This window comes from Streptomyces sp. NPDC051909 (assembly GCF_040681095.1).
Lineage (GTDB): Bacteria > Actinomycetota > Actinomycetes > Streptomycetales > Streptomycetaceae > Streptomyces.
This window is the reverse complement of record NZ_JBFAYA010000031.1, coordinates 42608-62275: the sequence shown is the minus strand read 5'-3', so window position 1 is coordinate 62275 and position 19668 is coordinate 42608. Positions and strand designations below refer to the sequence as shown.

At 69.9% G+C, this 19668-nt stretch carries 15 protein-coding genes; 14 read left to right on the top strand and 1 reads right to left on the bottom strand.

The annotated features are described in order from the left end of the window. Positions 1–305: 305 nt before the first annotated feature. The 3 genes from AB0M18_RS32275 to clpX all read left to right on the top strand — a co-directional run bounded on the left by AB0M18_RS32275 (position 306) and on the right by clpX (position 3090). Positions 306–923: an ATP-dependent Clp protease proteolytic subunit gene (locus AB0M18_RS32275; RefSeq protein WP_265862392.1), complete on the top strand. Its 618-nt coding sequence runs from the start codon at positions 306–308 to the stop codon at positions 921–923. Between the two features lie 64 nt (positions 924–987). After that, entirely contained in the window at positions 988–1650 is a 663-nt protein-coding gene (locus AB0M18_RS32270; RefSeq protein ID WP_265862391.1) for an ATP-dependent Clp protease proteolytic subunit, read from the top strand. A 156-nt stretch (positions 1651–1806) separates the two neighbouring features. After that, complete coding sequence (gene clpX / locus AB0M18_RS32265) at positions 1807–3090, top strand: ATP-dependent Clp protease ATP-binding subunit ClpX (RefSeq protein WP_128980430.1); 1284 nt, start codon at positions 1807–1809, stop codon at positions 3088–3090. 81 nt (positions 3091–3171) lie between these two features. Here the strand turns inward: clpX and AB0M18_RS32260 are convergent, their stop codons facing one another. Further along, positions 3172–4146: a hypothetical protein gene (locus AB0M18_RS32260; protein ID WP_365764347.1), complete on the bottom strand. Its 975-nt coding sequence runs from the start codon at positions 4144–4146 to the stop codon at positions 3172–3174. 138 nt (positions 4147–4284) lie between these two features. Between AB0M18_RS32260 and AB0M18_RS32255 the strand changes: the two genes are divergently transcribed. From AB0M18_RS32255 to AB0M18_RS32205, 11 genes are all read left to right on the top strand, one after another. Then, positions 4285–6906 (top strand): valine--tRNA ligase, encoded by a 2622-nt coding sequence (locus AB0M18_RS32255; protein WP_365764345.1) that lies wholly within the window; start codon positions 4285–4287, stop codon positions 6904–6906. Between the two features lie 164 nt (positions 6907–7070). Further along, the gene (locus tag AB0M18_RS32250) at positions 7071–8591 is read left to right on the top strand and encodes a folylpolyglutamate synthase/dihydrofolate synthase family protein (protein ID WP_365764343.1); all 1521 of its coding nucleotides are present in this window, start codon (positions 7071–7073) and stop codon (positions 8589–8591) included. Between the two features lie 9 nt (positions 8592–8600). Further along, a complete protein-coding gene (locus tag AB0M18_RS32245) occupies positions 8601–8969 on the top strand; it encodes a DUF4233 domain-containing protein (protein WP_365764341.1) in 369 nt (122 codons plus the stop codon). Positions 8970–9032: 63 nt separating this feature from the next. Further along, positions 9033–9443, top strand: coding sequence for a nucleoside-diphosphate kinase (gene ndk / locus AB0M18_RS32240; RefSeq protein ID WP_365764339.1), 411 nt, complete (start codon positions 9033–9035; stop codon positions 9441–9443). A 317-nt stretch (positions 9444–9760) separates the two neighbouring features. Beyond that, positions 9761–10780: a rod shape-determining protein gene (locus AB0M18_RS32235; protein ID WP_309050388.1), complete on the top strand. Its 1020-nt coding sequence runs from the start codon at positions 9761–9763 to the stop codon at positions 10778–10780. Between the two features lie 118 nt (positions 10781–10898). Then, positions 10899–11939: a rod shape-determining protein MreC gene (gene mreC, locus AB0M18_RS32230; RefSeq protein WP_365764336.1), complete on the top strand. Its 1041-nt coding sequence runs from the start codon at positions 10899–10901 to the stop codon at positions 11937–11939. After that, entirely contained in the window at positions 11936–12604 is a 669-nt protein-coding gene (gene mreD, locus AB0M18_RS32225; protein ID WP_365764334.1) for a rod shape-determining protein MreD, read from the top strand. The genes mreC and mreD overlap by 4 nt, the downstream gene beginning before the upstream one ends. Before the next feature lie 19 nt (positions 12605–12623). Beyond that, positions 12624–14867: a penicillin-binding protein 2 gene (gene mrdA, locus AB0M18_RS32220; RefSeq protein ID WP_365764332.1), complete on the top strand. Its 2244-nt coding sequence runs from the start codon at positions 12624–12626 to the stop codon at positions 14865–14867. A gap of 4 nt (positions 14868–14871) precedes the next feature. Then, positions 14872–16071, top strand: a complete 1200-nt coding sequence (gene rodA, locus AB0M18_RS32215) for a rod shape-determining protein RodA (RefSeq protein WP_365764330.1) — start codon at positions 14872–14874, stop codon at positions 16069–16071. 76 nt (positions 16072–16147) lie between these two features. Then, entirely contained in the window at positions 16148–17680 is a 1533-nt protein-coding gene (locus tag AB0M18_RS32210; protein WP_365764328.1) for a CYTH and CHAD domain-containing protein, read from the top strand. A gap of 52 nt (positions 17681–17732) precedes the next feature. Further along, complete coding sequence (locus AB0M18_RS32205; RefSeq protein ID WP_365764326.1) at positions 17733–19661, top strand: TIGR03960 family B12-binding radical SAM protein; 1929 nt, start codon at positions 17733–17735, stop codon at positions 19659–19661. The last annotated feature ends 7 nt before the right edge of the window (positions 19662–19668 follow it).

Genomic DNA, 19668 nt, shown 5'->3' with positions numbered 1-19668 from the left:
ACACGTCGCTCTTCCGTTCTGCCCCGGCCGCCCGCTGAACCCCGCGCCACGGGCCCGGGCGCACGATCGTGCGCCCGGGCCCGTGGACGTGTCGGGACGTGCTCCGCGGGATCTGCCGGGACCTGCGGCGGAACCCCGTGGTGACCCGTTCATGCGTGCCCAACTACCTTGCGCTCCCAGCGAACAGTTCGGGAACCGGGATGGCGTTGTCCTACCTGCGCGTTAGGGTCCATGAATACGGGGGCAGTGCCCTCAGAACGAGACGCGAGACGGCTTGGGGCCGTCGGAGACGAGCAGGTGGATACGTGACGAATCTGAAGCCTTACGCCGCGGGTGAGCCGTCCATCGGTGGCGGCCTCGGCGACCATGTCTACAACCGGCTGCTCGGCGAGCGGATCATCTTCCTCGGCCAGCAGGTCGACGACGAGATCGCGAACAAGATCACCGCGCAGATGCTCCTCCTGGCCGCAGACCCGGAGAAGGACATCTTCCTGTACATCAACAGCCCCGGTGGCTCGGTGACGGCCGGCATGGCCATCTACGACACCATGCAGTACATCCCCAACGACGTCGTGACGATCGGTATGGGCATGGCGGCCTCCATGGGCCAGTTCCTGCTCACCGGCGGCACCGCCGGCAAGCGCTTCGCGCTGCCGAACACCGACGTCCTGATGCACCAGGGCTCCGCCGGCATCGGCGGCACCGCCTCGGACATCAAGATCCAGGCCGAGTACCTTCTCCGTACGAAGAAGCGCATGGCCGAGATCACCGCGCACCACTCCGGCCAGACCGTCGAGACGATCATCCGCGACGGCGACCGCGACCGCTGGTTCACCGCGCAGGAGGCCAAGGAGTACGGCCTCATCGACGACATCATCACCCACGCCGCGGGTGTCCCGGGCGGCGGCGGCACGGGCGCCTGAGCCCAGGCAGCCCGCTCCAGAGCCCCAGCCCCCGCCGAACGCCACCAGGACGGTGAACACCCAGATGCAGAACAACCTCTCCGCGAGCGGCCTCTACACCGGCGCGCCGATGGACAACCGTTATGTCGTCCCGCGCTTCGTGGAGCGCACCTCGCAGGGCGTGCGCGAGTACGACCCGTACGCGAAGCTGTTCGAGGAGCGCGTGATCTTCCTCGGCGTGCAGATCGACGACGCCTCCGCCAACGACGTCATGGCGCAGCTGCTGTGCCTGGAGTCGATGGACCCGGACCGCGACATCTCGATCTACATCAACAGCCCCGGTGGCTCCTTCACCGCGCTGACGGCGATCTACGACACGATGCAGTTCGTGAAGCCGGACATCCAGACGGTCTGCATGGGCCAGGCGGCCTCCGCCGCGGCCGTGCTGCTGGCCGCCGGCACCCCCGGCAAGCGGATGGCCCTGCCGAACGCGCGCGTGCTGATCCACCAGCCCTCGGGCGGCACCGGCCGTGAGCAGCTCTCCGACCTGGAGATCGCGGCCAACGAGATCCTGCGCATGCGCACCCAGCTGGAGGAGATGCTGGCCAAGCACTCCTCGACCCCGATCGAGAAGATCCGCGACGACATCGAGCGCGACAAGATCCTGACCGCCGAGGACGCCCTCGCGTACGGCCTGATCGACCAGATCATCTCGACCCGCAAGAGCACGGCGGGCGCGTCGGTCTGACGCTCGACCTTCCCTTGGCACGGCACGTGTGGCCGAATCGCATCCATGTGAACCGTGCCAAGGGGGGCCCGAACGGGGGGCCCGGCAAGGTACCGTCGAATATGAGGCACCAGGAGTCGCTGAACCAAGCGCTCCCAGGCGAAGGGGAAGCACCTCGTGGCACGCATCGGTGATGGCGGCGATCTGCTCAAGTGCTCGTTCTGCGGAAAGAGCCAGAAGCAGGTGAAGAAGCTCATCGCAGGACCCGGTGTGTACATCTGCGACGAGTGCATCGACCTCTGCAACGAGATCATCGAGGAAGAGCTCGCCGAGACGAGCGAAGTGCGGTGGGAGGAACTTCCCAAGCCGCGCGAGATCTACGAATTCCTCGAGGGGTACGTCGTCGGGCAGGAGCCCGCGAAGAAGGCCCTCTCGGTGGCGGTCTACAACCACTACAAGCGCGTCCAGGCCGGCGAGAACGGCGGCGCGCAGGGCCGGGACGACGCCATCGAGCTGGCGAAGTCCAACATCCTGCTGCTCGGCCCGACGGGCTCCGGCAAGACGCTCCTGGCCCAGACGCTCGCCCGCATGCTCAACGTCCCGTTCGCCATCGCCGACGCGACGGCGCTGACGGAGGCGGGGTACGTCGGCGAGGACGTCGAGAACATCCTGCTCAAGCTGATCCAGGCCGCGGACTACGACGTCAAGAAGGCCGAGACCGGCATCATCTACATCGACGAGATCGACAAGGTCGCCCGTAAGAGCGAAAACCCGTCGATCACGCGTGACGTCTCCGGCGAGGGCGTGCAGCAGGCCCTGCTGAAGATCCTGGAGGGCACCACCGCCTCCGTCCCGCCGCAGGGCGGCCGGAAGCACCCGCACCAGGAGTTCATCCAGATCGACACGACGAACGTGCTCTTCATCGTGGGCGGCGCCTTCGCCGGCCTCGAGAAGATCATCGAGTCGCGGGCCGGCGCCAAGGGCATCGGCTTCGGGGCGACCATCCGCTCCAAGCGCGAGATCGAGGCGAGCGACCAGTTCCAGGAGGTCATGCCGGAGGACCTGGTGAAGTTCGGGATGATCCCCGAGTTCATCGGCCGTCTCCCCGTCATCACCTCGGTCCACAACCTGGACCGCGAGGCCCTCCTGAAGATCCTCGTCGAGCCGCGCAACGCGCTGGTGAAGCAGTACCAGCGCCTCTTCGAACTCGACGGTGTCGAGCTGGACTTCGACCGCCCGGCCCTGGAGGCCATCGCCGACCAGGCCATCCTCCGCGGCACCGGCGCGCGCGGCCTGCGCGCCATCATGGAGGAGGTCCTCCAGTCGGTGATGTACGAGGTCCCGTCCCGCAAGGACGTGGCCCGCGTGGTCATCACGGCGGACGTGGTCCGCGACAACGTCAACCCGACGCTGGTGCCGCGGATCGTGAAGAACGACGGACGGCACGAGAAGAGCGCGTAGCGCCGTACGGACACGAAAAGGGGCGCCCCGCCGGTGAGGAACCGGCGGGGCGCCCCTTCGTCGTGCCGGGCGAGGACTCGATCAGGCCTTGCTGCGCGAGGCCTTGTAGTGCTTGGCCGCCATGTCGGCGACCTGGTCGAGGGTGAAGCCGGCGCCGCCGGTCATCAGCGTCGCCGAGTCGACGGCGTTCACCACACCCAGGGTGCTGTAGTCGGCCCAGATACAGGTGGGCACCTCGAACGACTTCGGGCCCGGGGTGGTCTCCGTGCCGGTGCTCTCGAACTTGATCATCTGGCACTTCATCAGCGCACCGCTGAAGCCGGACGGCGTCTTGGACTCGGGCTCGCCGACGGGCGTCATCTTGACGTCCTTCATCGTCGCCGACTGGTCCTTCTCGTAGTTGGCGAACGCCGTGTCGAGGGCCTTCTCCGGGTCGGCGATCTCGCCCCACATGCCGTTCAGGCTCATCGACTTGGACTTGAGCGGGTTGCTGGCGTCGCCGGACTTGTAGGAGGCCGCGACCATGTGGGGGTCCTTCACGCCCATGGCCGCCGCGTTGGCCTTCTGCTCGGCCGACATCGCGCCGCTCCGGTCGGAGCCGTCCTTCTTGAAGGCGTCGATCGCCGCCGCGGGCGTGACCTTGTACCCCTTCGTGTCATCGCCCACCGCGCTGTTCCCCGCACCGCCCCCGCCCAGCACGAAGTACGCCGCCACGCCGATCGCCGCCACCACCGCGATGCCGCCGACGACCCAGCCGGCCTTGGACTTCTTCGGGGCCGGTGCCTGCGGCATGTAGCCGCCGGGGCCCTGCGGGGCGCCGTACGGGGGCTGCTGGGGCTGCTGGCCGTAGGGGCCCGGCTGCTGGGGCTGCTGCTGCGGGTAGCCGTACGGCTGTTGCGGCGGGACGCCCTGCGGGGCCTGCTGCGGGTAGCCGTAGCCCGGCTGCGGGGCCGGCTGCTGGCCGTAAGGGTTCGGCTGACCGCCGTAGGGCCCGGGCTGCTGCCCGTAGGGGTTCGGCTGGCCGCCGCCGTACGGGCCCGGCTGGTTGTAGCTCATGGACAGGTTCCCCTCACAGGATGTTTATGCCTGGCGAACATCCTGTCGGAAGCCCCGCCCCGCCGGAGCGCTGGGGGGCACACCGTTACGGAACAATCGAGTTTCAGGACAGGTCCGCGACACCCCTAAACTGGGCCCGTGACCGAGAACACTCAGCAGCAGACAGCAGCCACCGCCGAATTGCCGACCCAGTACACGCCGGCCGAGGTAGAGGGGCCGCTGTACGAGCGCTGGGTAGAGCGCGGGTACTTCGAGGCGGACGCGAAGAGCGAGAAGCCGGCGTACACCATCGTCATCCCGCCGCCGAACGTCACGGGCTCGCTCCACCTGGGCCACGCCTTCGAGCACACGCTGATCGACGCCCTCACCCGCCGCAAGCGCATGCAGGGTTACGAGACGCTGTGGCAGCCCGGCATGGACCACGCCGGCATCGCCACCCAGAACGTGGTCGAGCGCGAGCTCGCCAAGGAGGGCAAGTCCCGCCACGACCTGGGCCGCGAGGCCTTCGTCGAGCGTGTCTGGGAGTGGAAGGCCGAGTCCGGCGGCCAGATCGCCGGCCAGATGCGGCGCCTCGGCGAGGGCCTGGCCTGGAGCCGGGACCGGTTCACCATGGACGAGGGGCTGTCCCGGGCCGTCCAGACCGTCTTCAAGAAGATGTTCGACGACGGCCTGATCTACCGCGCCGAGCGCATCATCAACTGGTGCCCGCGCTGTCTGACGGCCATCTCCGACATCGAGGTCGACTACCAGGACGACGACGGCGAGCTCGTCTCCATGAAGTACGGCGAGGGTGACGACACCATCGTCGTCGCCACGACCCGCGCGGAGACGATGCTCGGTGACACGGCCGTCGCCGTCCACCCCGACGACGAGCGCTACGCCCACCTCATCGGCAAGCAGATCAAGCTGCCGCTGACCGACCGTACGATCCCCGTCGTCGCCGACACGCACGTCGACCCGGAGTTCGGCACCGGTGCCGTCAAGGTGACCCCGGCGCACGACCCGAACGACTTCGCCATCGGCCAGCGCCACAACCTCGAATCCATCGAGGTCCTCGACGAGCGCGGCGTGATCACCACCCACGGCCCCTTCCAGGGCCTGGACCGCTTCGAGGCCCGCTCCGCGATCGTCGCCGCCCTGCGCGCCGAGGGCCGGATCGTCGCCGAGAAGCGCCCGTACGTCCACTCCGTGGGCCACTGCTCGCGCTGCAAGACGACGCTGGAGCCCCGCCTCTCGATGCAGTGGTGGGTCAAGGTCGAGACGCTGGCCAAGGCCGCCGGTGACGCGGTCCGCGACGGTCGGGTCAACATCCACCCGGCCGACATGTCGCAGCGCTACTTCGACTGGGTCGACAACCTCAACGACTGGTGCATCTCGCGCCAGCTGTGGTGGGGCCACCGCATCCCCGTCTGGCACGGCCCGAACGGCGAGCTGGTCTGCGTCGGCCCCGACGACGAGGCGCCCACCGGCGAGGGCTGGACGCAGGACACCGACGTCCTCGACACGTGGTTCTCGTCCGGCCTGTGGCCGTTCTCCACGCTCGGCTGGCCGGAGCAGACGCCGGACCTGGAGAAGTTCTACCCGAACTCCGTCCTGGTCACCGGCTACGACCTGATGTTCTTCTGGGTCGCCCGGATGATGATGTTCGGCCTGTACGCGATGGACGGCCAGCCGCCGTTCCACACGATCGCGTTCCACGGCATGGTCCGCGACGAGTTCGGCAAGAAGATGTCGAAGTCGTTCGGGAACACGGTCAACCCGCTGGACTGGATGGACAAGTACGGCTCCGACGCCCTGCGCTTCACCCTGGCCAAGGGCGCCAACCCCGGCGTCGACGTCCCGATCGGCGAGGACTGGGTCCAGGCGTCCCGGAACTTCGCCAACAAGATCTGGAACGCCACCCGCTTCGCGATGATGAACGGCGCGACGGTCGAGGGCCCGCTGCCGGACGCCTCCGCGATGTCGGCGACCGACCGCTGGATCCTGTCCCGCCTGAACAAGGTCGTCGCCGAGGCGGACGCCTACTACGACGACTACCAGTTCGCGAAGCTCGCCGACGCGCTCTACCACTTCGCGTGGGACGAGGTCTTCGACTGGTACGTCGAGCTGTCCAAGACGACGTTCTTCGAGGGCGGCGAGCAGGCCGAGGTCTCGGCCCGCGTCCTGGGCGAGGTCCTGGACGTCACCCTCCGCCTGCTGCACCCGATCGTCCCGTTCGTCACGGACACCCTGTGGACCACGCTGACGGGCCGCGAGTCGGTCGTCATCGCCGAGTGGCCGACCGACTCCGGGTTCCGCGACGAGGCCGCGGAGAAGGAGATCGAGCTGGTCCAGCAGGTCGTCACCGAGGTCCGCCGCTTCCGCTCCGACCAGGGTCTCCAGCCCGGCCAGAAGGTCCCCGCCCGCCTGGAGCTGGCCGGCACCGCCATCGCCCCGCACGAGGCCGCCATCCGCCAGCTGCTGCGCCTCCAGCCGGAGGGCGAGGGCTTCGCCGCCACCGCCTCCCTGCCGGTCGCCGGTGCGACGGTCTCGCTCGACCTGTCGGGCACGATCGACGTGGCCGCCGAGCGCAAGCGGCTCGCGAAGGACCTCGCCGCCGCCGAGAAGGAGAAGGCGCAGGCCGAGGGCAAGCTCGGCAACGAGGCGTTCCTGGCCAAGGCGCCGGACAACGTGGTCGACAAGATCCGCACCCGCCTCGCCAAGGCGGACGAGGACATCGCCCGCATCCAGGCGCAGCTGGAGCGCCTGCCGCAGGCGTAGCCCGTAGGCAGTACGGAAGGGCCCGGTACCGCACGCGCGGTGCCGGGCCCTTCCCCGTATCGCCGGCGCGTCGTCTGTCCCCGCCCGCGCGCCCCCGGACCGCGGGCCGACGCCCTCGCCGGGTCCCGTCCGGTCCTGTCGGTGGTGCTCCGTAGACTGGACGCGTGAGTGAGCCGAGCGAACCGACCGACCCGCGCGATGCCAGCGACGACCTGTTCGACGACATCGTCGACACCGAGACAGACCGCGACCCCGACCTGGCGGTGATCGAGGCCGGCAGCCGCACTCTGCGCACCATGGGCGGCCCGCCGCAGGGCGACCCGGTGCCGGCCGTGCCGGCCGACCCCGAGGTCGCCAAGGCGCTGCGCGAGGTCGAGACCGAGCTGTCCACCCGCTGGGGCGAGACCAAGCTGGAGCCCTCCGTCACGCGCATCGCCGCGCTGATGGACGTGCTCGGCGAGCCGCAGCGCGCGTACCCCTCGATCCACATCACCGGGACCAACGGCAAGACCTCCACCGCCCGGATGATCGAGGCACTGCTCGGCGCCTTCGACCTGCGCACCGGCCGCTACACCTCGCCGCACGTGCAGACCATCACCGAGCGCATCAGCCTGGACGGCGCCCCGATCACCCCGGAGCGTTTCGTCGAGACCTACCGGGACATCGCGCCGTACGTGGAGCTGGTCGACGCGCGCGAGGAGTACCGGCTCTCCTTCTTCGAGGTCCTCACCGGAATGGCGTACGCGGCCTTCGCCGACGCCCCGGTCGACGCGGCCGTCGTCGAGGTCGGCATGGGCGGCACCTGGGACGCCACGAACGTCATCGACGCCTCCGTCGCCGTCGTCACCCCGATCGACCTCGACCACACCGACCGGCTCGGCGAGACGCCCGCCGAGATCGCCGGCGAGAAGTCCGGGGTCATCAAGCAGGGCGCGACCGTGATCCTCGCCCAGCAGCCGGTCGACGCGGCCCAGGTCCTCCTGAAGAAGGCCGTCGACGTGGACGCGACCGTGGCCCGCGAGGGCATGGAGTTCGGCGTCGTCTCCCGCGAGATCGCGGTCGGCGGCCAGCTCCTCACCCTGCGCGGCCTCGGCGGCGAGTACGACAACGTGTTCCTGCCGCTGCACGGCGCGCACCAGGCGCACAACGCGGCCGTGGCGCTCGCCGCCGTCGAGGCCTTCTTCGGCATCGGCGCGCAGCACGCCCGCACGCTCGACCTCGACACGATCCGCCGGGCCTTCGCCCAGGTGTCCTCGCCGGGCCGCCTCGAGGTCGTGCGCAAGTCCCCGACGGTGATCCTGGACGCCGCGCACAACCCGCACGGCGCGCGCGCCACCGCCGAGGGCGTCAGCGAGGCCTTCGGCTTCTCGCGGCTCATCGGCGTGGTGTCCACCAGCGGCGACAAGGACGCGAAGGGTCTCCTGGAGGCCTTCGAGCCGATCTTCGCGGAGGTCGTGATCACCGCGAACTCCAACCCGCGGGCCACCGACGTCGACGCGCTCGCCGCGCTGGCCGTCGAGGTCTTCGGCGAGGACCGGGTGGTGGTCGAGCCGCGGCTCGACGACGCCCTGGAGACGGCGATCACCCTCGCCGAGGAAGAGGGCGAGTACGCGGGCGCGGGAGTCCTCGTGACCGGTTCGATCTTCACGGTCGGCGACGCCCGGCTGCTGCTCAAGAGGGGCTGAGGCGGGGCCATGCGGGTGCTGTGTTCCTCGACGCTGATCGGCGAGTTCTTCGTCATCGGCTTCGCCGGTCTGGTCGCCATGAAGGACGACTCGCTGGCGATGTCCACGGTGTGGTGGGTCTGCGGGAGCGCCATGCTCCTGTCGGTGCTGCTCTGCGGGACGCTCACCCGTCCGGGCGGCGTGCAGCTCGGCTGGGCCCTCCAGATCGCGCTGATCGCCAGCGGTCTCTTCGTGCCGGTGATGTTCTTCCTCGGCGCGGTCTTCGCCGTCCTGTGGTGGGCCTCGGTGCACTACGGACGCCGGATCGACCAGGTCAAGGCCGACTGGGCCGCCCGGCAGGAGGCCGCCCAGGCCTCCGTAGGGCCTGACGCTGCGTGATCGGGGCCGGTGAAGGCCCTGTAGATTCGGAGTTCCGCACACCGTAGGAGAAGGAGTTCCCCCGTGAGCCAGCGCACGCTCGTCCTGCTCAAGCCCGACGCCGTCCGCCGTGGTCTGATCGGCGAGATCATCGGCCGTATCGAGCGCAAGGCCGGCTGGAGCATCGCGGCCCTGGAGATGCGCGAGCTGGACCAGGAGACCCTGGAGCAGCACTACGGCGAGCACAAGGGCAAGCCGTTCTACGAGCCGCTCATGGGCTTCATGGCCTCCGGCCCGATCGTCGCGCTGGTCGTCGAGGGCGAGCGGGTCATCGAGGGCCTGCGCACCCTGGCCGGCCCGACCGACCCGATCGCCGCCGCGCCCGGCTCCATCCGCGGCGACTACGGCACCATCGTCCGCGAGAACCTGATCCACGCCTCGGACTCCGAGGAGTCCGCCGCCCGCGAGCTGAAGCTCTTCTTCCCGGGCCTCTGACCTGGCCTTCGGCCGACCTCACGGGGCTCGGCTGAACGGGTGTCAGCCGAACGGCGTCATCGCCTGGGGGCGACCGAAGGAATTCGGTCGCCCCCAGGCATATGAACGCCGAACCCGGGAACGGATCGCCGCGTCCTACCGTCACCACTACAGAGGTGGACTGGGGCGGTCCGCCGCGCGGTATCCGTGCGGGCGGCACTACGATGGGAAAACTCCACGCCGCACCACCTGCAGTCACCACCTCGCCGACCTGAGAAGCCGTCAACGCTCCGCTAGGGAAGGCCCGACGCATCCTCATGGGAAACAAGGGGAACTCAATGTCGTTCATCGGCCGTGACATGGCTGTCGACCTCGGGACCGCCAACACGCTGGTGTACGTCAGGGGTCGAGGCATCGTTCTGAACGAGCCGTCCGTCGTCGCGATCAACACCAACACCGGCGGCATCCTCGCGGTCGGTTCCGAGGCGAAGAAGATGATCGGCCGGACGCCCGGCAACATCGTCGCCGTCCGCCCGCTCAAGGACGGCGTCATCGCCGACTTCGAGATCACGGAGCGGATGCTCCGCTACTTCATCCTCAAGATCCACAAGCGCCGCTACCTGGCCCGCCCCCGGGTCGTGGTCTGCGTGCCCTCCGGCATCACCGGAGTCGAGCGCCGCGCCGTCATCGAGGCCTCCACCCAGGCCGGCGCCCGCCAGGTGCACATCATCGAGGAGCCCATGGCCGCGGCCATCGGCTCGGGCCTCCCGGTCCACGAGGCCACCGGCAACATGGTCGTCGACATCGGCGGCGGCACCACCGAGGTGGCCGTCATCAGCCTCGGCGGAATCGTCACGGCACAGTCCATCCGGGTGGCCGGCGACGAGCTGGACAACGCGATCATCCAGCACATCAAGAAGGAGTACTCGCTCCTCCTCGGTGAGCGCACCGCCGAACAGATCAAGATCACCATCGGCTCGGCGTACGACCTCGAACAGGACGAGCACACCGAGATCCGCGGCCGCGACCTGGTGTCCGGACTGCCCAAGACCGTGGTGATCTCCGCCGCCGAGGTCCGCAAGGCCATCGAGGAGCCGGTCAACGCGATCGTCGACGCGGTCAAGACCACCCTGGACAAGTGCCCGCCGGAGCTCTCCGGTGACGTCATGGACCGCGGCATCGTTCTCACGGGTGGCGGCGCCCTGCTCCGCGGCCTCGACGAACGGCTCCGCCGCGAGACCGGCATGCCGATCCACATCGCCGAGGACCCGCTGGACTCGGTGGCGCTCGGATCCGGCAAGTGCGTCGAGGAGTTCGAGGCCCTCCAGCAGGTCCTGGACGCCCAGCCGCGTCGCTGACCCGCGTCGCTGACCCGCGGCGCGCCGCCGACCCGGGGCGCCGCACCCGTACCCGTACAACTTCATCTTCAACACCCGTCACATCCCGTCGTTTCGAGGAAGGGCACGGCCGCCGCACGTGAGGGACACACGAGAGAGCCGGCTGCTCCTGGTGCTGCTGATCGCCATCGCGTTCGCACTGATCACGGTGGACATCCGAGGAGGCCAGGAGTCGCCGGTCGACGGTGCCCGACAGGCCGCGGCCGCGGTCTTCGGCCCCGTCGAGAACGGAGTCGCCTCGGCGGTCGACCCCATCGGCAACGCCATAGGGGCGGTCCGCGACTCCGGCGAGCGGCACGACCGGATCGCCGCCCTGGAGCAGGAGAACGCCGCCCTCAAGGCCAGGCTCGGCAGCGACGACCGCAACCGCAGCCGGCTGCGCGAGCTCGACGCCATGCTGAAGACCGCCGGCGCCGGCCAGTACGGCATCAAGGGCGCCGAGGTCATCGCCATAGGAGCGGCCCAGGGCTTCTCCTGGACCGTCACCATCGACGTCGGCGCCCGCGACGGCATCCGCCGCGACATGACCGTGCTCAACGGCTCCGGCCTGGTCGGCCGGGTCACCACCGTCGGCCCGAGCACCTCCACCGTGCTGCTCGCCAACGACCCCGACTTCACCGTCGGCACCCGCATGGAGAAGACCGACGAGCTCGGCTTCGCCACCGGCCAGGGCGACCGTCCGCTGCTCGTGCAGCTCCTCAACGGCAAGGCCAAGGTCAAGGCGGGCGACCGCCTCGTCACCTTCGGCTCGCAGGCCGACAAGCCCTTCGTGCCCGGCGTGCCGGTCGGCGAGGTGGTCCGCGTCGACCCCTCGGGCGGCGGCCTCACCCGCAACATCTACGTCCGCCCGTACGTCGGCTTCACCAAGCTCGACATCGTCGGCGTCGTCGTCCAGGCCCCGCGCACCGACCCGCGCGACATGGTCCTGCCGCAGAAGCCCAAGCCGGCCCCGACCGTCACCGTCACGGTCACCCCGCCGCCCCCGGACGGACAGCAGCAGCCGGGTGCGAACCAGAACCAGGCACAGCAGCAGGGCGTGAAGCCGGAGGACCAGGCCCGGCAGCCGAACCAGCAGCAGCCGCAGGACCAGCAGCCGCAGGACCAGGGGGAGACACCGTGAAGATCAACCGCATCCTCCTCTCCGCGGCCCTGATCGTCGTCGCCCTCGTCGTCCAGGTCTCCGTCCTCGCCCGCCTCCAGCTCCCCGGCGCCGTCCCCGACCTCGTCCTGCTCACCGTCGTCGCCCTCGCCCTCGTGTACGGGCACGTCACCGGCGCCCTCGCCGGCTTCACCGCCGGACTGCTCGCCGACCTCGCGCCGCCCGCCGACCACGCCGCCGGGCGCTACGCCCTGGTGCTGTGCGTCGTCGGCTACCTGTGCGGACTCGCCAAGCCCGAGAACGGCCGGCTCAAGTCCGCCTCCGGCCCGATGACCGTGGTCGTCGTCGCCGCGATCGGCTCCACCCTGCTGTACGCGGGCGTCGGCGCCCTCGTCGGCGACACCGCCGCCCGCCATGTCGGCCTCGGTTTCCTGCTGTTCACCGCGGCCCTCTACGACCTGCTCCTCGCGCCCTTCACCGTGCCGCTGATCATGGCGATCGCCCGGCGCGCGGAGAACGACCCGCTGGCCGACACCAACGGAGGCAGCGGCTCCGACGTCGCCTCCGGCTGGCTGTCCTCCGGCACCGGCCTGAGGATCGGCACCCAGCGCGGCGGCCTGCGCGTCAAGGCCGCCCGCACCCGCGCCTCACGCGCCGGACGCATCAAGGGAGTCAAGCGACTGTGACCCAGGGGGAAGCCGCAGCATGAGCAACATCCCCGAGACCGGGCGGACCCCCCGGGTCCAGATCCGGCTCGTCGTCATCCAGGTCCTCGTCTTCTCGCTGCTCTTCACCCTCGGCGGACGCCTCTGGTACCTCCAGATCCGCAACGGCAAGGAGTACACGGACGAGGCGAAGAACAACCACGTCCAGCAGGTCGTCCAGCCCGCCGTCCGCGGCTCCATCCTCGACGCCCGCGGCGTGCCGCTCGCCGACAACGAGACCCGGCTCGTGGTCTCCGCCTCGCGCACCGAGCTGATGAAGATGAAGGACGACGGCAAGGGCGTCCTCACCCGCCTCGCCGGCATCCTCGGCATGAAGCCCGAGGAGGTCGTCAACAAGATCCGGCTCTGCGACTCCAAGACCCCCAAGCCCTGCTGGAACGGTTCGCCCTACCAGCCGATCCCGGTCACCGACGAGGCCACCACCCAGCAGGCCCTGCAGATCCGCGAGCGCGCCGAGGACTTCCCCGGCATCACCGCCGAGCCCGCCGCCGTGCGCCGCTACCCGGCCCCCGGCAAGTCCCGCACCTCCCAGGTCCTCGGCTACCTCTCGCCCGTCACCGACGACGAGATCACCAAGGCCAAGGACACCGACTCGCCCTATCTGCGCTCCGACCAGGTCGGCCGCTCCGGCCTCGAGCGCACCTACGACAAGCAGCTGCGCGGCAAGGCCGGCGTCACCCGCTACGAGGTCGACAACCTCGGCCGGGTCATCGGCCAGGCCAAGAGCGACGAGGCCGTGCCCGGCGCAAACGTCGTCACCTCCATCGACGCCCGCGTCCAGGCGGTCGCCGAATGGGAGCTGCACAACGCGATGGTCGAGGCCCGCAAGACCTTCGACAAGAACACCAACGAGAACTACAAGGCCGACGCCGGCGCCGTCGTCGTCCTGGAGGCCAGGACCGGCCGCGTCGTCGCCATGGCCTCGCAGCCCGACTACGACCCCAACGCCTGGGTCGGCGGCATCTCCGCGAAGGACTACGCGGCCCTCACCGGCAAGAACTCCAACTTCCCGCTGCTCAACCGGGCCATCCAGGGCCAGGCCGCCCCCGGCTCCATCTTCAAGGTCATCCCGACCACCGCCGCCGTCAACGCGGGCTACGACTTCGACGGCCGCTACCCCTGCACCAGCTCGTACTCCATCGGCAACCAGGTCTTCAAGAACTTCGAGTCCCAGAACCACGGCCCCATCAGCCTCGGCCGCGCCCTCGAGGTCTCCTGCGACACCGTCTTCTACGCCCTCGCCCACCAGCAGTGGATCAAGGACGGCGGGATGAAGCCGAAGAAGAACCCGGCCGACTGGTTCTACAAGACGGCCCATCAGTTCGGCCTCGGCGCCGAGACCGGCATCGACCTCCCCAACGAGGTCACCGGCCGCGTCCCGGACCGCCAGTGGAAGCAGAGGTTCTGGCAGGACAACAAGGAATGGTGGTGCAAGAACGGCAAGAAGGGCGGCACCTACGTCCAGCAGCTCTCCTACGAGAACTGCCTCGAAGGCAACCTGATGCGCGCCGGTGACTCCGTCAACTACTCCATCGGACAGGGCGACACCCTCGTCACCCCCATCCAGATGGCCACCATCTACGCCGCCATCTCCAACGGCGGCACCCTGTGGAACCCCACTGTCGGCAAGGCCGTCATCAGCGCCGACGGCAAGACCGTGAACGAGATCGCGCCCAAGTCCCACGGCAGGCTCCCCTTCGACGCCAAGACCCGCGACTTGATAGACGAAGCCCTCGCGGGAGTCGCCACCCGCGGTACGGCCGCCTGGCGCTTCGGCGGCTGGCCGCAGGACAAGATCCCGATGCACGCCAAGACGGGTACCGCAGAGGTCTACGGCAAGCAGACGACCTCCTGGTTCGCCACGTACACCAAGGACTACGCGATCGTCATGACGATCGCCCAGGGTGGTACGGGCTCCGGCGCCTCCGGCCCCGCCGTGCGCAACATCTACGACGCGCTGTACGGGCTCGACGACTCCGGCAAGCAGGACCTGAAGAAGGCCCTCCTGCCGCAGCCGCAGAAGGCGCTGCCGAAGATCGAGGCCGACGGCTCCATCGACGCGCCGAAGATCAAGCCGTACGACCCGGAGGCCGGGAAGATCGACCCGGAGAAGGCGACCGCGGACGGCACCCAGCCCGCCGACCCGCCCGCCGACCCGGCGAAGAAGCCCGACGACGACCCACAGGAACTCGCGGGCCCGCCCGCCACCCGGGGAAGGCTGTGACCCGATGAGCGCACCCCACGGCTTCTCCGTCTCCCGTTACGCCCCCGAGCGCGGCGCCCTCGCCAAGCTCACCGCCCGCGACTCGGTGCTGCGCCGGCTCGACTGGCCGATCCTGCTCTCGGCGCTCGCGCTGTCCCTCATCGGCGCGCTGCTCGTGTGGTCCGCGACCCGCGGCCGCACCGAGCTCAACCAGGGCGACCCGTACTACTTCCTCTTCCGGCACGTCCTCAACACCGGCATCGGGCTCACCCTGATGATCGGCACGATCTGGCTCGGCCACCGCACCCTGCGCGGGGCCGTGCCGATCCTCTACGGCATCTCGATCCTGCTGATCCTCGCCGTCCTCACCCCGCTCGGCGCGACCATCAACGGCGCGCACGCGTGGATCGTGATCGGCGGCGGCTTCTCGCTCCAGCCCAGCGAGTTCGTGAAGATCACCATCATCCTGGTGATGGCGATGCTGCTCGCCGCGAAGGTCGACGCCGGCGACCAGCTCCACCCCGACCACCGCACCGTCGCCAAGGCGCTCGGCCTCGCCGCCCTGCCCATGGGCATCGTCATGCTGATGCCCGACCTCGGGTCCGTGATGGTCATGGCGGTCATCGTGCTCGGCGTGCTGCTCGCCTCCGGCGCCTCCAACCGCTGGGTCCTCGGCCTGATCGGCGCGGGTGTCCTCGGCGCGGTCCTGGTCACCACGCTCGGCATGCTCGACGAGTACCAGATCAACCGCTTCGCCGCCTTCGCCAACCCCGACCTCGACCCGGCCGGCGTCGGCTACAACACCAACCAGGCCCGTATCGCCATCGGCTCCGGCGGCCTGCTCGGCGCCGGCCTCTTCAAGGGCTCCCAGACCACCGGCCAGTTCGTGCCCGAGCAGCAGACCGACTTCGTCTTCACCGTCGCGGGCGAGGAACTCGGCTTCGTCGGCGCGGGCCTCATCCTGGTCCTGCTCGGCGTCATCCTCTGGCGCGCCTGCCGGATAGCGCGGGAGACCACGGAGCTGTACGGCACGGTCGTCGCCGCCGGCATCATCGCCTGGTTCGCCTTCCAGTCCTTCGAGAACATCGGCATGACGCTCGGCATCATGCCGGTCGCCGGCCTCCCGCTGCCCTTCGTGTCGTACGGCGGCTCGTCGATGTTCGCGGTGTGGGTGGCGATCGGACTGCTCCAGTCGATCCGCGTGCAACGCCCGATGACGGCCTAGGGACGTTCCGGACACCCCCTGGGACCTGTCCGGCGTCGTACTCCCCTTGGCGCGCTTCCGGTCGTAGATTCGTTGCATGGCGGAGAAACGGCCCGAGACGAAGCGTGAGATCGAGCGGAAGTACGAGGGCGAAGGCGCGGACGTGCGGCTCCCGGACCTGACCCGGGTCCGGGGCGTGGCCGCCGTCCACGACGAGGGGGTCACCGAGCTCGACGCGGTCTACTACGACACGGCGGACCTGCGCCTCGCCGCCGCCTCCCTCACCCTGCGCCGCCGCACCGGCGGCTCGGACGCCGGCTGGCACCTGAAGTTCCCGGTCGCCACCGGAATCCGCGACGAGATCAGAGCCCCGCTCTCGGAGAGCCTCCCGCACTCCCTGGCGGGGCTCGTCCGTTCCCGCGTCCGCGACCAGCCCGTCGTCCCGGTCGTCCGCCTCCGCTCCTCCCGGGACGTCCGGCACCTGGCGGCCGAGGACGGCACCCTGCTCGCCGAACTCTCCACGGACACCGTCCGTGCCACCCGTCTGCCGCTACGCGCCGAGACCAGCTGGACCGAGATCGAGGTCGAACTGGCCGACGACGCCGACGAGGCGCTCCTCGACGCCGTCGAGAAACGTCTGAAGAAGGCCGGCATCCGGCCGTCGGCCTCCTCGTCGAAGCTCGCCCGGGCCCTGGAGGAGACCGGCGCGGACGTGCCGGAGGCCCGGGGAGGGACGCAGGACGACGGGACCGCGGGCGCCGCCGTGCTCACATACGTACGCACCCAGGTCGACGCCCTCGTCGCCCTCGACCCCGCCGTCCGCCGCGAGCTCCCCGACGCCGTCCACCAGATGCGCGTCGCCTCCCGCCGCCTGCGCAGCGCGTTCAAGACGTACAAGTCGGTGCTCGACCGGAGCGTCACCGACCCGGTCGGCGAGGAGCTGAAGTGGCTCGCCGGAGAGCTCGGGCACGCCCGCGACCAGGAGGTGCTCGAAGCCCGGCTGCGGGCCGGAGTCGACGCGCTGCCGGGCGAACTGGTCGTCGGCCCGGTGCGCGGGCGGCTGCGCACCTGGCACGAGGCCAGGAGCGGCGGCGCCCGGAGCAGCACCCTCGTCGCACTCGACTCCGCCCGCCACCTCGCCCTGCTCGACCGCCTCGACGCCCTCCTCGCCGACCCGCCCCTCCTCCCCGGCGCCCGCAAGAAGGCCACGAAGGCCCTCCCCAAGGCCGTCCGGCGCGACTACCGCCGGCTCGCCGACCGCGTCGAGCACGCCCTCGCCCTCGACCCCGGCACCGAGCGCGACCTCGCCCTCCACGAGGCGCGCAAGGCCGCCAAGCGCGCCCGCTACGCCGGCGAGGCCGCCACCCCCACCCTCGGCAAGCCCGCCAAGCGCCTCGCCAAGCGCATGAAGCGCGTCCAGTCCTGCCTCGGCGACCACCAGGACAGCGTCGTCGCCCGCGCCGCGCTGCTCGACCTCGCGGCCCAGGCCCACGAGGCCGGCGAGTCCGCCTTCACCTGGGGCGTTCTTTACGGCCGCGAGCAGGCGGCCGGGGACGCGGACGAGCGCGAGCTCCCGGAGCTCTGGGACCGGGCCTCCGCCCCGAAGATCCGGGCGGCGCTGAGCCACTGAGCACCGGGGTACGCTTGAGAGTCGCCCCCCTGCCAGCTCACGAAGGTTCGAGATGTCTGCTGCCGAGTCTGTCTTCCCGCAGCTCGAAGCTCTGCTCCCGCACGTGCAGAAGCCGATTCAGTACGTCGGTGGAGAGCTGAACTCCACGGTCAAGCCGTGGGAGTCCGCCGACGTCCGCTGGGCGCTGATGTACCCGGACGCGTACGAGGTCGGTCTGCCCAACCAGGGCGTCATGATCCTCTACGAGGTGCTGAACGAGCGCGAGGGCGTCCTCGCCGAGCGCACCTACAGCGTGTGGCCGGACCTCGAAGCGCTGATGCGCGAGCACGGCGTGCCGCAGTTCACCGTGGACTCGCACCGCCCCGTGAGCGCGTTCGACGTCTTCGGCCTCAGCTTCTCCACCGAGCTGGGCTACACCAACATGCTCACCGCCCTCGACCTGGCGGGCATCCCGCTGGAGTCGAAGGACCGCACCGTCGACCACCCCATCGTGCTCGCCGGCGGCCACGCCGCCTTCAACCCCGAGCCGATCGCGGACTTCATCGACGCGGCGATCATCGGCGACGGCGAGCAGGCCGTGCTCGACATGACCGAGATCATCCGCCAGTGGAAGGCCGAGGGCCGGCCCGGCGGCCGCGAGGAGGTCCTCTTCCGCCTCGCGAAGACCGGCAGCGTCTACATCCCGGGCTTCTACGACGTCGAGTACCTGCCGGACGGCCGCATCGGCCGCGTCGTCCCCAACAAGTCCGGCGTGCCGTGGCGCGTGTCCAAGCACACCGTCATGGACCTCGACGAGTGGCCCTACCCCAAGCAGCCGCTCGTCCCGCTCGCGGAGACCGTCCACGAGCGCATGTCCGTCGAGATCTTCCGCGGCTGCACCCGCGGCTGCCGCTTCTGCCAGGCCGGCATGATCACGCGCCCCGTGCGGGAGCGAAGCATCACCGGCATCGGCGAGATGGTGGAGCGCGGTCTGAAGGCCACGGGCTTCGAGGAGGTCGGCCTCCTCTCGCTGTCCTCCGCGGACCACACGGAGATCGGCGAGATCGCCAAGGGCCTCGCCGACCGCTACACGGACGACAAGGTCGGCCTGTCCCTCCCCTCGACCCGCGTGGACGCGTTCAACGTCGACCTCGCCAACGAGCTGACCCGCAACGGACGTCGCTCCGGCCTCACGTTCGCCCCCGAGGGCGGCTCCGAGCGCATGCGCAAGGTCATCAACAAGATGGTCTCGGAGGAGGACCTGATCCGGACCGTCGCCACCGCCTACGGCAACGGCTGGCGCCAGGTGAAGCTGTACTTCATGTGCGGCCTGCCCACCGAGACCGACGAGGACGTGCTGCAGATCGCCGACATGGCGATCAACGTCATCGCCAAGGGCCGCGAGGTCTCCGGCCAGAACGACATCCGCTGCACCGTCTCCATCGGCGGCTTCGTGCCCAAGCCGCACACGCCGTTCCAGTGGGCCCCGCAGCTGTCGGCCGAGGAGACGGACGAGCGCCTGGCCAAGCTCCGCGACAAGATCCGCGGCGACAAGAAGTACGGCCGCTCGATCGGCTTCCGCTACCACGACGGCAAGCCCGGCATCGTCGAGGGCCTGCTGTCCCGCGGCGACCGCCGCATCGGCGCGGTCATCCGCGCGGTCTACGAGGACGGCGGCCGCTTCGACGGCTGGCGCGAGCACTTCTCGTACGACCGCTGGATGGCCTGCGCCGAGAAGACGCTCCCCGAGTTCGGCGTGGACGTCGCCTGGTACACGACCCGCGAGCGCACCTACGAGGAGGTCCTGCCCTGGGACCACCTGGACTCCGGTCTCGACAAGGACTGGCTCTGGGAGGACTGGCAGGACGCGCTCGACGAGACCGAGGTCGAGGACTGCCGCTGGACCCCGTGCTTCGACTGCGGCGTCTGCCCGCAGATGGACACGGCTATACAAATTGGCCCCACGGGCAAGAAGCTGCTCCCGCTCACGGTCAAGAAGTAGCCGTGAC